This is a genomic window from Paracoccus benzoatiresistens, from assembly GCF_026913015.1.
GTDB lineage: Bacteria > Pseudomonadota > Alphaproteobacteria > Rhodobacterales > Rhodobacteraceae > Paracoccus > Paracoccus benzoatiresistens.
In genome coordinates this window covers 24,960-38,364 of the sequence record NZ_JAPTYD010000035.1, presented here as the reverse complement: position 1 = coordinate 38,364, position 13,405 = coordinate 24,960, and the positions used below count along the sequence as shown (strand labels likewise).

The window sequence follows — 13,405 nt, the reverse complement described above, 5'->3', positions numbered from 1 at the left end:
ATCGTCGCCATCAACAAGGACGAGGAAGCCCCCATCTTCCAGATCGCCGACTATGGCCTCGTCGGCGACCTCTTCACAACCGTGCCGGAACTGACGGGGAAGGTGTGAAAGGCGCTGTCCTTCAACACCTGATCCCATCCAACATCCTGGCCCAAACCCCCCAAGGCTGACCGGGATCCCACCCTTTCCTGCATGGGATCCCGCTTCTCAGCCAGGAGAGCCGCTTCATGATCGACATGCGGGTCGCCGCCCCAGGTCTCCAGTAGAGCCGCGTCCTGCGGAAGCAGGTAAGAAATGTTGGCCTCCATGGCCACCGCGCAGGCGCGGTGGCCCAGCCAATGGGCCAGCACCCCAAGGATCGCGCAGGCGGACTCAAGCTCTTCCCGGCGCAGGCGCATGGCCTGCAGGAGCGCGTCCTGCTGCTCGCGTTGCCGAACTGTCCGGCGTTGATCGCGGTCAGGATCCGCATCGTGCCCAGTTGGACGGCGTCGTAGCCCAAGACGCCGCTCTGGAAATACGACTGGGCCAGGTTAACGCCCGGCCCGTCCCACGGAAGCCGCATCGGCCATCCGCTCAAGTGCATCAGCCGGACGCCCTGGCTTGCATTCCCCACACGCGCCACCATTCGGACGCAGCCGGCCTTCCAGCTGGTCGCGTCCGAGCAGCAGAAGCCTGGGATCGTCGCCGTTCCATGCCGTGACGATCACGTGGTCCAGCACATCGGCGCCGCTGGCAAACAGCTTCTGCCTGCCAATCGCGCCGCCGCTCGCCTTCACGACAGCCGGTCGGACGCGGCATTGCCTACAAAAACAGTCGGGCAATATTGACTTCGGTTCTTTGGGCTTTTACCCGCTGCCTGTGGCCTTTCGAGATTTGGGCCATGTCTTTGGAAAGGAATGTCCCCGTGCGCACGATTCTTCTGGCCGGACTGTCGATGATGCTGGCCCAGCCGGCGCTGTCCCAAGTGACGATCGAGACGGCCCAGGGTCCCCGGACGATCGCCGAAACCCCATCGGCGATCGCGGCCCTTGACCTGGGCATCGTGGACACGATGATGGCCTTGGGCGTGACCCCGGCGGCGGTTCCGGAAAAGCTGTTCCTGGACTACCTTCAGCCGCTGGCGGGGGTGTCCGCACCGGCGGGAAGCCTGCAGGAACCCGATCTGGAAAAGCTGGCCGAAGTCGGGCCCGACCTCATCATCGTGGCCAACCGCACATCCGTGAAGCGCGACGCGGTGGCGCAGGTGGCGCCCGCCATCGACATGACGGTGGACGGCGCCACCCTGGTCGACGATGCCAAGGCGCGCATATCGGGGCTGGCTACGCTGCTTGGCAAAAAGGCCGAGGGCGAGGCCCTGACCGCCGCCCTGGACGCCAAGCTGGCCGCCTTGTCCGACGCCGGCCGCGACAAGGGCAGCGCACTGGTGCTGCTGACCAACGGGCCGAAGATGTCGGCCTATGGCGCGGGATCGCGGTTCGGATGGCTTTATGAGGCGACGGGCATGGCCCGGGCAGGCCGGCCCCTGGACGAAAAGGCCAATCACGGCGACGCGGTCAGCCATGAATTCATCGCCCAGACCGACCCGGACTGGCTGTTCGTGCTGGACCGCGGCGCGGCGATCGGGGCCGAGGGCCAGTCGGCCGAAGCCACGCTGGACAACGAACTGGTGCGCCAGACGAAAGCCTGGAAGAACGGCCATGTCGTCTATCTTCCCGCTGGCAACGTCTACCTGGCCCCCAGCGGATATACCGCGCTGACCGAGACGCTGGAGGTTCTGACCGACGCGCTGTCGGGATGAAGGCGCGACCCCTGGTCCTGTCGGGACTGGTCCTGTCCGCCCTGATCCTGGCAAGCCTTGGCGTCGGCGCGGCCAGCATCGACCTCGGCGGGTCCGATCCCTGGACGATGCTGGTATTGATGCAATCGCGCCTGCCCCGGACCCTTGCCCTCCTGCTGACCGGCGCGGCGCTGGCGGTGGCCGGGGTGGTGATCCAGAGCCTGGTGCGCAACCGCTTCGTCGGGCCAGACACGGCAGGCACCGGCGAAAGCGCTGCCCTGGGCCTGCTGGCGGTCACGCTGCTGGCGCCTGCCGCGCCGATCTGGGTCAGGATGATCGCGGCCAGCCTGGCCGCCATGGCCGGGACCGCGCTGTTTCTGGCCATCGTCCGCCGCCTTCCCGCCCGAGAGGTGATGCTGGTTCCCATCGCGGGCCTGATCCTGTCGGGCATCGTGGGCGGCGTCGTCACCTGGATCGCGTGGGAGGCCGACCTGCTGCAATTCGTCGCCACCTGGCTGATGTCGGGCGAATTCTCGGGCGTGATCGCGGGTCGCTATGAACTGCTGTGGGTCGCGGGGCTGGCCGCGCTGCTGGCCTGGTTCGCGGCCGACCGCTTTGCGATCCTGTCCCTGGGCGACGAGGTCGCGACCGGGCTTGGCCTGTCCTCGCGCGGGGTGATGCGGCTGGGGATGGTAGTCGTGTCGGTCGTCTCGGCCCTGGTGGTGGTGACGGTGGGCATGATTCCCTTCATCGGGCTGGTCGTTCCCAACATCGTGGCCCGGATCATGGGCGACAACCTGCGTGCCTCGATCCCGGTGGTCGCGGCGGGCGGGGCAGGGCTGCTGCTGGCCTGCGACCTGCTGGGCCGGGTCCTGCGCCACCCCTATGAAATTCCGGTCGGCACCATTCTGGGCATTGTGGGATCGGTCGTCTTCCTGTGGCTGCTTTATCGGCCCGCATCGCATGGCTAGATCGGCGCGCCCCCTGATCGCGGCCCTGCTGGCGCTGCTGGCCGCTGTCTCGCTGGTCTGGATGGTCCAGGGCATCGGCGGCGGCAATCGCAGCTTCATCCTGCAGTTGCGCGGAACGAAGCTGGCCGGCCTGGTGCTGGTCGGTGCCGCGGTCGGCACCGCGACGGTGCTGTTCCAGACGGTTGCCGCGAACCGCGTCCTGACGCCTTCGATCATGGGTTTCGACGCGCTTTACGTGCTGTTGCAGACAGCCCTGGTCGCGGGCCTTGGCATGGCAGGGTTCGCGGGGCTGCCCGCCGGCGCGAAATTCCTCGCCGAGGTCGCGGCCATGTCGGTCCTGTCGGCGGCGCTGTTCGGCACCCTGCTGGGGCGCGGGGCGCGCGACATTCCCCGGACCATCCTGACCGGCGTGATCCTGGGGGTCCTGTTCCGGTCGTTGTCCACCTTCCTGGCCCGCGTCATGGATCCCAATGCCTTCGCCGTCGTCCAGAGCGTCAGCGTCGCAAGCTTCGGCAGCATCGACGCGGCGCTTTTGCCGATGGCCGGGCTGATCATGGCGGCGTGCCTTGGCGTGGCGATGCGGCTGTCTGCCCGGCTGGATGTCCTGGCGCTCGGCCGCGATGCGGCGCTGTCGCTGGGGCTGCCCTTCGACCGGCTGGTGTTGGCCACGCTGGGACTGGTGGGGATGCTGGTCGCGGTCTCCACCGCGCTTGTCGGCCCGGTGGCCTTCTTCGGCCTGCTGGTCGCAGGGCTGGCGCATAGGCTTTCGCCGTCGTCCCGCCATGAGGTGCTGCTGCCGGTCGCGGGCCTGATCGGCGCGTTGTTCCTGGTCGCCGGCCAGACCCTGTTCGAACGCCTGATGGGCCAGACCGGCACGCTGTCGGTGGTGGTCGAATTCGCGGGCGGCCTGTTCTTCCTGTTCCTTCTGCTGAAAGGACGCATCCGATGATCCGCGTCACGGGTCTTTCCCACCGCATCGGCGCCAGCACGATCCTTCACGATCTTGACCTGACCCTGCCGCGTGGCAAGCTGGTCGCGCTGATCGGTCCGAACGGCGCGGGCAAGTCCACGCTGCTGCGCCTGATCGCCCGGCTGGAACCCCTGCAACAGGGCCGGATCCAGATCGACGGGCTGGATCTGGCGACCACCCCCTCTGCCCGGCTGGCCCTGGCGATGGCGGTGATGGGCCAGCAGGCCCGGATCGCCAGCCGGTTGCGGGTGGGCGAACTGGTGGGCTTCGGCCGCTGGCCCCATCATCACGGCCGCCCCCGCGCGGCGGACCACCAGGCGGTGGACCAGGCGCTTGACGCCTTCGGCCTGACGCCCCTGCGCCACCGCTTCCTGGACGAGATCTCGGGCGGGCAGGCCCAGCGGGCGCATCTGGCGATGACCTTCGCCCAAGGCACCGACTGGCTGCTGCTAGACGAGCCGCTGAACAATCTCGACATGGCCCATGCCCGCGCGCTGATGGCGCGGCTGGCCGATCTGGTGCGCGGCAGCGGCCGCAGTGTCGTGACCGTCATCCACGAGGTGAACTATGCGGCCGCCTGGGCCGACCATGTGGTCGCCATGAAGGACGGCCGGATCGTCGCCGAAGGCGCCCCCGCGACTGTCCTGACCGAGCCGGTGCTGTCGGCGCTGTATGACACCCCGATCGAGGTGGCGCGCCATGACGGCCGCCCCCTGGTCCTTCACCATCACCGGCATGACGACCTGGACGCCCCCTGTCCCGGTCCGGCAACCGAAACCCGTCTCGCCCTGCATTGAGGATATCATGATCTCGACCGCCCGTTACGCCACGCCGAACGCTGCCAGATACGTCCAGCAGCTTGCCAAGCACTTTGCCCACAAGATCGAGGTCCGGTCCGACGGGAATTCCGCGGACCTGACCCTGCAATCCGGCGCCGTCCGGCTTGAGGCCACCGCCGATGCCTTCGTCGCCCGGATCGAGGCCCCGGACGCGAAATCGCTGATCGACGCGCGCTATGTCATCGACAAGCACCTGGTGATCTTCGCCTTCCGCGAAGGGTTCGCGGGGCTTCACTGGCGGGTGACGGATTCGGCCTGATGCCGTCTCGGACCGAACTTTCGGCATGGTCCGAGGGGGTGGGTACGAATTAAGACGGGCGGGACCGACGGACCCGCCCCTCAAGGATTGCATAAAGCTCAGGCGGTGACGGCCGCAGCGCCTTTCCGGCGCGCCCGGCTGAACAGGCCCAGCACGAAGACGAAGAACACCGGCACGAAGAACACCGCCAGGATCGTGGCCGAGATCATGCCGCCGATCACGCCCGTCCCGATGGCGTTCTGCGACGCGGCCGAGGCGCCCGTGGCGATGGCCAGCGGCACCACGCCCAGGGTGAAGGCCAGCGACGTCATCAGGATGGGGCGGAAGCGCAGCTTGGCCGCCTGGACCGCCGCGTCGATCAGGCTCATCCCCTCTTCGCGCAGATCCTTGGCGAACTCCACGATCAGGATCGCGTTCTTGGCGGACAGCCCGATGATCGCGATCAGGCCGACCTTGAAGTAGACGTCGTTCGGCATGTCGCGCAGCATCACCGCAGCGATGCAGCCGATCACCCCCAGCGGCACGACCAGCATCACCGACAGCGGAATCGACCAGCTTTCGTAAAGCCCCGACAGCAGCAGGAACACGAACAGGATCGACATCGCGAACAGGATCGTCGAGGTGTTGCCCGAACTGATCTCCTCCAGGGTCTGGCCGGTCCATTCATAGGCGAAGCCCTCGGGCAGCTCGGCCGCCAGCCGCTCCATCTCGGCCACGGCCGCGCCCGATGAGAAGCCGGGCAAGGCGTTCCCGGCGATCCGCACCGAGGGATAGCCGTTGTAGCCGACCACCTGGCTCGGGCCCTGGTTCCAGTTTACCGTCGCAAAGGACGAGAAAGGCACCATGCCGCCGTTCGAGTTCCGCACGGTCAGGTTCAGGATGTCCTCGGCCTGCATCCGGCTTTCCTCCTGGGCCTGCACGATCACGCGCTGCATCCGGCCCTGGTTCGGGAAGTCGTTGACATAGGCCGAGCCGAGGTTGGCCGACAGCGTCTGGTTGATGTCGGCAAAGGCCACCCCGAAGGTCTGCGCCTTGTCGCGGTCGATCAGGACCGATACCTGCGCGGCAGCGGGCATCCCCTCGACCCGCAGGCCGGTGACGACGCCGCCCGCCTGCGCCTGCGCGATCAGTTGCTGCGCCGCCGCATTGAGCGCCTGCTGGCCATTGCCGCCACGATCCTGCAGGCGGAAGCTGAAGCCGCCCGAGGTGCCGAAGCCGGGGATTGCCGGGGGCGACAGCGAGTAGATCTGCGCGTCCTTTGTGCCGAACAGGGCCATGTTGGCATCATTGGCGATCTGGGTCGCGGACTGGTCGCGTTCGGACCAGTCGGTGAAGGTGATGAAGGCAAGCCCCGCATTCGGCCCCTGTCCCGAGAACGAGAAGCCGCGAATGCCCACCACGTTCTCGACCGCCGGGTTCTGGCCGTAATGGTTCTCGATCACCTCGATGGCCGCGTCGGTGCGCTGCGAGCTGGCCGTGGGCGGCGTCTGGATGTCCGAGATGATGAAGCCCTGGTCCTCATCGGGCAAAAAGCCCGTCGGCAGCGAGGTGAAGCCAAGGCCTGTCAGGGCCACGATGCCCACATAGACCAGCATCACCAGCCCCGTGCGCCGGGTCAGCATCGACACGCCCCGGCCATAGCGTTCGGTGGCCGCATCGAACTTGCGGTTGAACCAGCCGAAGAAGCCCTTCTTTTCGTGATGGCCCTTGATGGGCTTGAGGAAGGTTGCGCAAAGGGCGGGCGTCAGCGTCAGCGCCAGGAACGCCGAGAAGAGGATCGACACCACCATCGTCAGCGCGAACTGGCGATAGATGATGCCGGTCGATCCGGGGAAGAAGGCCATCGGGATGAACACGGCCGCCAGCACCAGCGTGATGCCGATGATCGCGCCCGAGATCTCGCCCATGGCCTTTTGCGTGGCTTCCCTGGGGGGCAACCCTTCGCTGGCCATGATCCGTTCGACGTTCTCGATGACCACGATGGCGTCGTCCACGAGGATGCCGATGGCCAGAACCATCGCGAACATGGTCAGCACGTTGATCGAAAAGCCCGCGACCAGCATCACCGCGATGGTGCCCGCAAGCGCGATCGGCACCACGATGGTCGGAATGATCGTGTAGCGGAAGTTCTGCAGGAACAGGAACATCACGATGAAGACCAGGACCACGGCCTCGACCAGGGTGTGGATCACCTTCTCGATGGACTTTTCCACGAAGGGCGCGGTGTCATAGGGGATCGAATATTCGACGCCCTCCGGGAAGAAGCCGGAAAGCTCCTCCATGGTGTGCCGCACGGCCTCGGAGGTCGCGAGGGCGTTTCCGGTCGAGGACAGCTGGATGCCCACGGCCGCGGTCGGCTGTCCGTTCAGGCGCGAGGCGAAGTTGTAGGTATCCGCGCCCACCTCGATTCGCGCCACGTCGCGCAGCCGCACGGTCGAACCGTCGGGGTTGGCGCGCAGCACGATGTTGCCGAATTCCTCGGGCCGGGTCAGCTGACCCCTGACCAGAACAGTGGCGGTCAGCTGCTGGTTTACCGGGTTGGGGTCGGCCCCGATCTGCCCCGCGGCCACCTGGGCGTTCTGCGCACGGATGGCTGCCGAGACATCGGCAGGAGACAGGTTCAGGCCGGTCAGCTTGTCGGGATCGATCCAGATCCGCAGCGCTTCCTCGGACGCGAAGACCTGGGCGCGGCCGACGCCGTCGATGCGGCGGATTTCGCCCACCACGTTGCGGTTGATGTAATCGCCAAGCGCCACGTCATCCATCGACCCGTCGGTCGAGATCAGCGACACCATCATCAGGAAGCCCGCGCCCGCCTCCTCGACGGTGACGCCCTGATCGACGACGGTCTGCGGCAGCACGGGCTCGACCCGGCTGACGGCGTTCTGGATATCGACTTGGGCGGTGCCCACGTCCGTTCCCGGCGCGAAGGTCGCCGTGATCGAGATCGCCCCCGACACGTCCGAGGTGGATTCGAAGTACTGGATGCCTTGGATGCCGTTCAGCTCCTCCTCGATCGGCTGGGCGACGGACTGGTACATCTCGTTCGGCGAGGCGCCGGTATAGAAGGCCGAGATCTGGATCTGCGGCGGCGCGACCTGCGGATATTGCGCGATCGGCATCAGCGGCAGGGCGATCAGCCCCGCGATGACAATGAAGATCGATATCACCCAGGCCAGGACCGGGCGAACAATGAAGAATTGTGCCATGCTGCGTTCTCAGCCCTCGTGGTTGGCGGCCTGCGCGGCAGGCGGGGCAGTTTGTTCGGCGGCCGTCTGGGGCCGGGCGTCCACGGGTTCGGGAACGACCTTGGCGTCGGGATAAAGCTTCTGCGCGCCTTCCACGACGACACGGTCGCCCGGCTGCAGGCCGTCCTCGACAAGCCAGCCGTTCTCCGAGGTCTGGCCCAGGGTCAGCTCACGGCGCTCGACGGTATCTTTACCCTTCATCACATAAACGAAGGCCTGGCCGTTCGTGTCGCGCTGAACCGCCATCTGCGGGATGCTGAGCGCGTTCGCGCGGACGGCCTGTTCAAGCCGGGCGCGGACATAAAGGCCGGGCAGAAGCATGCCGTCGGGGTTCGGGAACTCGGCCCGCAGCGTGATCTGCCCGGTCGAGCTGTCCACGCTGGCTTCCGAGAACAGAAGCTTGCCGGGGTGCGGGTATTCCGACCCGTCGTCGAAGAACAGCTGCACCTGCGCCTCGTCCGGCGCGGTCATCATCAGCTCGCCCGCCGCCCGCGCCCGCTGCAGCGCGAACAACTGCGAGGACGACTGCGTCACGTCCACATAGACGGGGTCAAGCTGCTGGATGGTGGCCAGGATGTCGGTCTGCGCCGTCACCAGCGCGCCTTCGGTCACCAGGGCGCGCCCGACGACGCCGTCGATCGGGGCGGTCACGTCAGTATAGCCAAGGTTCAGCTGCGCTTCCTGCAGGCTGGCATTCGCGATGGCCACGTCCGCATCGGCTTGTGCCAGAGTGGTGGCGGCATTCTCAAGCTCGACCCCGGCGGTCACGCGCCGCTCGCGCAGCGCCTCGGTGCGGGCCAGTTGGTCCTGTGCGTTCTTTCGGGTGGCCTCGGCCCGCGCCAGGGTGGCCTCGGCGCTGGCGACGCGCACCTGATAGGGCGCCGGGTCGATCTTGTAGAGGACATCGCCCGCCTTCACCACCGATCCCTGGGTGAAGATCCGCTCGACAACGATGCCGCCGACGCGGGGCCGGACCTCGGCCGTGCGCGTCGCGGCAACTCGGCCGGGAAGCTCGTTCACGATGGGCAAGGGCTGCGGGGTCATCGTCAGCACGCTGACCGGCGTCGGAGGCATGTCCTGGGCAATGGTGCGCGACGCCAGCGGGAGGGCCAGCATCGCAACAAGAAGCCCGGACAGAACTTGTGATCTGTGCATGGATCGGTCTTTCGAAAGGAGGGGTTAGGTGTCGTCGGAAGAAGCAGAGGTAGCGGGAGACGACCCCGCATCGGTTTCAAGGGTGTCCATGAGCCCGTCCAGAAGTTCCTGGCGGGTGATCTCGTCAAAGCGGTGAAGGCCGAAGCATTCCAGGAAGAACAGGCCGTGGACGGCCAGAAGCACCTGCAGCATCTTTCCCTGGTCCTCGGCATCCGCCGCGACACGGCGGGCATCCTCGGCCAGGGACTCGCGCATCAGGTCGCGGCATTCCGCGTGTTCACCCAGGCTGGCGCTGATCAGCATCGTGATCGCCACGTCGTCGTCTGTTGGCGCTTCGCGCCCCATGTCGATCATCGCGCGCAACCAGGCGTTCGGCTGCCCCGCATGAGCCCGCAAGGCTTCGTCAAAGCGCTCCTGGTACTGGCAAAGCTGGTGACGCGTGAAGGCTGTCAGCAAAGCGGCCTTGCTTCCGCAGTCATAAACGACGCTCGACTTGCTGATGCCGGCCTCCTTGGCGACGGCATCAATGCTGAGACCGCTGACCCCCTCGCGCCGGGCCACATTTTCCACGGCATTCATGAGAGCATCCCGGTCGATGGTACGCCTGCGGCCCATTTCGTTCTCCAAGATATCCGAACGTTCGATTATAAATAAGCTTGGAGCAGGTCAAGATGCAGGCGTCATTCGTGCTTCGCTTTCATTTCCTCTTGAGGCTTTCCAGACCCGCCGACCAACCGGTGGTCATCGAGAAAACAACGCTTCGCGCCCGCAGCGACCCTCACCGGCCCTGCCACCGAGCAGCCTCGGCCGCCAGAGGATGGGTGGAATAGCGCGTCATGAAGTCCGTCCACGCGCGGTCGGTGCCGGAAAGGCGCGCCGCATCGAAGGCCGCGATGACTGCGCCCTCTCCTCCTGCGACGGCGGTCGCTGCGGCAGGGCTGACGGGCGTGCGCCGTCCAGCCAGTGCCGCGCGCACCCGCGGAGCCGCCGGATCGGCGGGATGACGCGCCAGAAAGAGGATCAGCGAGGCATTGTCCCCGGCAGCCAGCGCAGCTGCGGCCTCCTGGGACTCGGGGACGCCCTGCGGGGCAGGCGGGGGCAACGGATCGGACCGGATGGGCAGGGGGCCCGGACCGTCGCCAGGATCATCGGGTGCCGCCACCAGCGGGACCGGTTCCGCCAGGCAAGCGGCCGTCAGAAACGTGGCGATCAGGGCAAGCCGGGTCATGGCGCATTCCTTTCCTGGCGATCGGCCCGGCCCCTTGTCGGGCCGGGCCCTTGCTGTCAGACGATCAGGATATCGTTGGCCAGCAGCAGGCGCGAGTTGAGGTCTTCGACCAGAAGCGTGTTTCCCCCGCCGAAGTTGAAGAAGACATCGCCTCCGACCTCGGTTCCCATGGCGAGGATCTGGTTGATGGTCTTCGGCGCGCCGCCCCACAGCGCGTCATCAAGGGCGATGGTGTCGATGTTGTTGGCAAAGTCGACAATCCGGTCGCCGCCCCTGCGGAAGATCAGCGTATCCGCACCCGCGTCGCCCCACAGCACGTCGCCCCCCAGGCCGCCGTCCAACCGGTCCGATCCGGCCCCGCCGCGCTGCGTGTCGCTGCCCGAGCCGCCCAGAAGGGTGTCGTTGCCCGATCCTCCGACCATCGCGTCGTCGCCCGCAAGCCCATTCAGCAAGTTGTTTCCGGCATTCCCGGTGATGCGGTTGCTCAGGGCGTTGCCGGTGCCTGAATTGCCAGCCGTGCCCGTCAGCGTCAAACGCTCGACATAGGCGGACAGGGTGTGGGACGCGGAACTGAAGACGATGTCGTTCCCCTGGCCTGCCGCTTCCCAGACGATATCGCCGCCATTGGTCACGTAGGCATCGTTGCCGAGCCCGCCGGTCACCGTGTCGCTGCCGGTGCCTGCCACAAGGCTGTCGTTGCCGTCACCGCCCAGCAGGCTGTCATTGTCGTCGGCGCCATAAAGCGTGTCGTTGCCCGCCTCGCCGCTCAGCGTGTCGTTGCCGCCCCCGCCATTGAGCATGTTGGCATCCGCCGTGCCCGTGACCGAATCATTGCCGGTGCCCAGAACGGCGGCTTCGAAGTTGGTGTAAAGCTCGCCGAGATAGTTGGAACTGCCGGTCACGAGATCGATGACATAGTCCCCCCACCAGCGCGCCGTATCCAGCAGGTCGAAGCCCGCTCCGCCATCCAGCGTCTCGGCGCCAAGCTCGGCCACCATCGTGTCATTGCCGGACAATCCGTAGTAAAGATGTCCATCCCCGTCCGAGATGACGATATCCTTGCCCGAGCCCGCATAGAAAGTCTCGATCGAGACAAGCGTGCCCAGGGTCACGCCGCCCTTGGTGCGGGCCTGGCCCGCCTCGAAGTCAAAGACATGGCCGACGGTCAGGAAGGACATGCTGAGCGTGTCGTTGCCATTGCCGCCATCCATCACGGCATCGATGTCGCTGCCCCAGCTGCCGCTGAGGTAATCGTCGCCGTCGCCACCGTACAGGGAATCGATGCCTTCCGCCCCGTGCAGCGTGTCGTTGCCGATATAGGCCCAGATGTAATCGTTGCCGGCGCCGCCCTCGTTGTAGTCGTTGTCCTCGGCCCCATAAAGCGTGTCGTCGCCGTCGCCACCATACAGCGTGTCATCGCCGGTGCTGGTCCAGATATAGTCGCTGCCGGCATTTCCGGTCATGGCATTGGCCGCCTGGTTGCCGAAAAGCGTGTCGCTGCCGCTACCGCCGGTGGCGTTCTCGATCAGGGAACGGGTGTCGCCGTTGAACAGCAGGGCGTTGTAGACATTGCCCTTGGCATAGTTGCCGTTGCCCAGGTGGGCCTGCTGGGTGCTGGACAGCAAGGAATAGCCGCCCGGCGTCAGGTTGACGGTCACCCCGGTCGTATAATCCGCCAGGTCATAGGTATCGATCCCGCCGCCGTCCCAGACAGTCATGAAGATCCGGTTGGCACCCGGCGTTATCGCGGCAGATCCATTGATCACCGTGTTGCCGGTACTCGGATCCCATTCATAGGTGGTGTTGCCGGAATTCACCGTAAAGTCTGCGCCATACAGGTACTGCAAGGCGGCAATGTCATACATCATGTAGGTTTGGGCATAGCCGTACTCTTCGTTGGTGTATCCGCCCGTCGTGGGACCGCCGACATAGCTGCGATAGGTCATCACCGTGTATTCCATCGCATCCAGATAGCTCGGCATGGCGCCGAAGACGCTGGTTTCCTGACCATGCTTCAAGCCCAGGGCATGCCCCGTCTCATGCAACATGGTGTGCCAGTGATAGTTTCCCATCACCGGCGTACGGCCGGAATTGCCGTAAAATGAATCGCCCCCGGTTGTCCCACTGTAAGGATAATACGCGTAAGCCGTGCCCGGATCCGAGGTGTTCGCATAGCGAAGGGTTCCGCTGGCGTCGGCCGAACTGAAGTCGATCGTCAGGTTGGTGAAGCCTTCGACGGAAAAGCCCGTAGCGGCCAGAGGTTGGGTATAGGCAACCGAGTTCAGCGCGAAATGCACCGCAAGCTGTTGTGCGGCGTTGATCTGCTGGAAATTGTTCAGCGGCTCGGCATAGCCCGTGCCATAGTCCGCGACAGCATCCGGAAACGAATAGGTGATATAGCCATCGGCCCATCGGGTTCCGGCAAGAAGCCCGTCTATGCCCTGGTTGCCACTGGCGCTAACCGCCACCGCCGTGTCGCCGGAACCGTTGTGGACAGGACCCGGAGGCGCCGTCCCTGTTGCGCCCCCGGGGCTGTCGGATCGTTCCGCGACGGGGACGGCATCGAACAGGGCATCCGCCCTGTCCATGAAGTCGCGGATCTGTTGAAGCCTGTCATTCAGGTCGGGCGCGGAAAAAACGTCACGATCCGCAAGAGTGGTGAATGACGTTGCTGAAAAGGGCTGCGTTGATGCAAGCAGCGATTGAATGCGAAAACGTGACATGGTGCCGGTTCCTCGTTACAGCCCAGAGGGAAAGAACGGTCAACCAGAGGAGTGGGCGCCTCGATCTGGAGCCCGAAGGAAAAGGTTGAGAAGCAGGATTTTGCGATCTATGCGATTATGATCTGAATAACCGTGCTCTCTATAATAATATAACCTGAGGTTACTTATTAATCAACAAATTAATATTGATTAACTGATTTTCATATAATGAGAGACATTTTACAATTCTATTGCG

At 65.4% G+C, this 13,405-nt stretch carries 12 protein-coding genes and 1 pseudogene; 7 read left to right on the top strand and 6 right to left on the bottom strand.

All coding sequences use genetic code 11. The annotated features are described in order from the left end of the window. Both OU682_RS17310 and OU682_RS17305 read left to right on the top strand, forming a co-directional pair. Nucleotides 1–108 (top strand): annotated as a pseudogene (locus OU682_RS17310) (electron transfer flavoprotein subunit alpha/FixB family protein); the annotation flags it as partial. A 230-nt stretch (nucleotides 109–338) separates the two neighbouring features. Next, nucleotides 339–494 (top strand): hypothetical protein, encoded by a 156-nt coding sequence (locus tag OU682_RS17305; protein WP_268943440.1) that lies wholly within the window; start codon nucleotides 339–341, stop codon nucleotides 492–494. Nucleotides 495–530: 36 nt separating this feature from the next. Here the strand turns inward: OU682_RS17305 and OU682_RS17300 are convergent, their stop codons facing one another. Further along, nucleotides 531–776: a hypothetical protein gene (locus tag OU682_RS17300; RefSeq protein WP_268943438.1), complete on the bottom strand. Its 246-nt coding sequence runs from the start codon at nucleotides 774–776 to the stop codon at nucleotides 531–533. A gap of 128 nt (nucleotides 777–904) precedes the next feature. Between OU682_RS17300 and OU682_RS17295 the strand changes: the two genes are divergently transcribed. Genes OU682_RS17295 through OU682_RS17275 form a run of 5 tightly spaced genes read left to right on the top strand, consistent with a single transcriptional unit; the run spans nucleotide 905 to nucleotide 4,816 of the window. Beyond that, entirely contained in the window at nucleotides 905–1,798 is an 894-nt protein-coding gene (locus OU682_RS17295) for a siderophore ABC transporter substrate-binding protein (protein WP_268943437.1), read from the top strand. Then, nucleotides 1,795–2,748, top strand: a complete 954-nt coding sequence (locus tag OU682_RS17290; RefSeq protein ID WP_268943436.1) for an iron chelate uptake ABC transporter family permease subunit — start codon at nucleotides 1,795–1,797, stop codon at nucleotides 2,746–2,748. Before OU682_RS17295 ends, OU682_RS17290 begins: the two co-directional genes overlap by 4 nt. Then, on the top strand, nucleotides 2,741–3,697 hold the full coding sequence (locus tag OU682_RS17285) for an iron chelate uptake ABC transporter family permease subunit (RefSeq protein WP_268943435.1): 957 nt from the start codon (nucleotides 2,741–2,743) through the stop codon (nucleotides 3,695–3,697). Before OU682_RS17290 ends, OU682_RS17285 begins: the two co-directional genes overlap by 8 nt. After that, nucleotides 3,694–4,515, top strand: a complete 822-nt coding sequence (locus OU682_RS17280; RefSeq protein ID WP_268943434.1) for an iron ABC transporter ATP-binding protein — start codon at nucleotides 3,694–3,696, stop codon at nucleotides 4,513–4,515. The genes OU682_RS17285 and OU682_RS17280 overlap by 4 nt, the downstream gene beginning before the upstream one ends. Nucleotides 4,516–4,522: 7 nt before the next feature. Beyond that, nucleotides 4,523–4,816, top strand: a complete 294-nt coding sequence (locus OU682_RS17275; RefSeq protein ID WP_268943433.1) for a DUF2218 domain-containing protein — start codon at nucleotides 4,523–4,525, stop codon at nucleotides 4,814–4,816. 98 nt (nucleotides 4,817–4,914) lie between these two features. Here the strand turns inward: OU682_RS17275 and OU682_RS17270 are convergent, their stop codons facing one another. From OU682_RS17270 to OU682_RS17250, 5 genes are all read right to left on the bottom strand, one after another. Beyond that, on the bottom strand, nucleotides 4,915–8,025 hold the full coding sequence (locus tag OU682_RS17270) for a multidrug efflux RND transporter permease subunit (protein ID WP_268943432.1): 3,111 nt from the start codon (nucleotides 8,023–8,025) through the stop codon (nucleotides 4,915–4,917). 9 nt (nucleotides 8,026–8,034) lie between these two features. After that, nucleotides 8,035–9,219 (bottom strand): efflux RND transporter periplasmic adaptor subunit, encoded by a 1,185-nt coding sequence (locus OU682_RS17265; RefSeq protein ID WP_268943431.1) that lies wholly within the window; start codon nucleotides 9,217–9,219, stop codon nucleotides 8,035–8,037. A gap of 24 nt (nucleotides 9,220–9,243) precedes the next feature. Continuing rightward, a complete protein-coding gene (locus OU682_RS17260; protein ID WP_268943430.1) occupies nucleotides 9,244–9,798 on the bottom strand; it encodes a TetR/AcrR family transcriptional regulator in 555 nt (184 codons plus the stop codon). Between the two features lie 199 nt (nucleotides 9,799–9,997). After that, nucleotides 9,998–10,447: a hypothetical protein gene (locus OU682_RS17255; protein WP_268943429.1), complete on the bottom strand. Its 450-nt coding sequence runs from the start codon at nucleotides 10,445–10,447 to the stop codon at nucleotides 9,998–10,000. 56 nt (nucleotides 10,448–10,503) lie between these two features. Further along, nucleotides 10,504–13,170, bottom strand: a complete 2,667-nt coding sequence (locus OU682_RS17250) for a M10 family metallopeptidase (protein ID WP_268943428.1) — start codon at nucleotides 13,168–13,170, stop codon at nucleotides 10,504–10,506. Between the last annotated feature and the right edge of the window lie 235 nt (nucleotides 13,171–13,405).

Bases quoted from the DNA above. Each gene is read 5' to 3' on its own strand.
- OU682_RS17305 (WP_268943440.1), top strand. From the start codon at position 339: ATGGGCCAGCACCCCAAGGATCGCGCAGGCGGACTCAAGCTCTTCCCG.
- OU682_RS17290 (WP_268943436.1), top strand. From the start codon at position 1,795: ATGAAGGCGCGACCCCTGGTCCTGTCGGGACTGGTCCTGTCCGCCCTG.
- OU682_RS17285 (WP_268943435.1), top strand. From the start codon at position 2,741: ATGGCTAGATCGGCGCGCCCCCTGATCGCGGCCCTGCTGGCGCTGCTG.
- OU682_RS17280 (WP_268943434.1), top strand. From the start codon at position 3,694: ATGATCCGCGTCACGGGTCTTTCCCACCGCATCGGCGCCAGCACGATC.
- OU682_RS17275 (WP_268943433.1), top strand. From the start codon at position 4,523: ATGATCTCGACCGCCCGTTACGCCACGCCGAACGCTGCCAGATACGTC.
- OU682_RS17270 (WP_268943432.1), bottom strand. From the start codon at position 8,025: ATGGCACAATTCTTCATTGTTCGCCCGGTCCTGGCCTGGGTGATATCG.
- OU682_RS17265 (WP_268943431.1), bottom strand. From the start codon at position 9,219: ATGCACAGATCACAAGTTCTGTCCGGGCTTCTTGTTGCGATGCTGGCC.
- OU682_RS17260 (WP_268943430.1), bottom strand. From the start codon at position 9,798: ATGAATGCCGTGGAAAATGTGGCCCGGCGCGAGGGGGTCAGCGGTCTC.
- OU682_RS17255 (WP_268943429.1), bottom strand. From the start codon at position 10,447: ATGACCCGGCTTGCCCTGATCGCCACGTTTCTGACGGCCGCTTGCCTG.
- OU682_RS17250 (WP_268943428.1), bottom strand. From the start codon at position 13,170: ATGTCACGTTTTCGCATTCAATCGCTGCTTGCATCAACGCAGCCCTTT.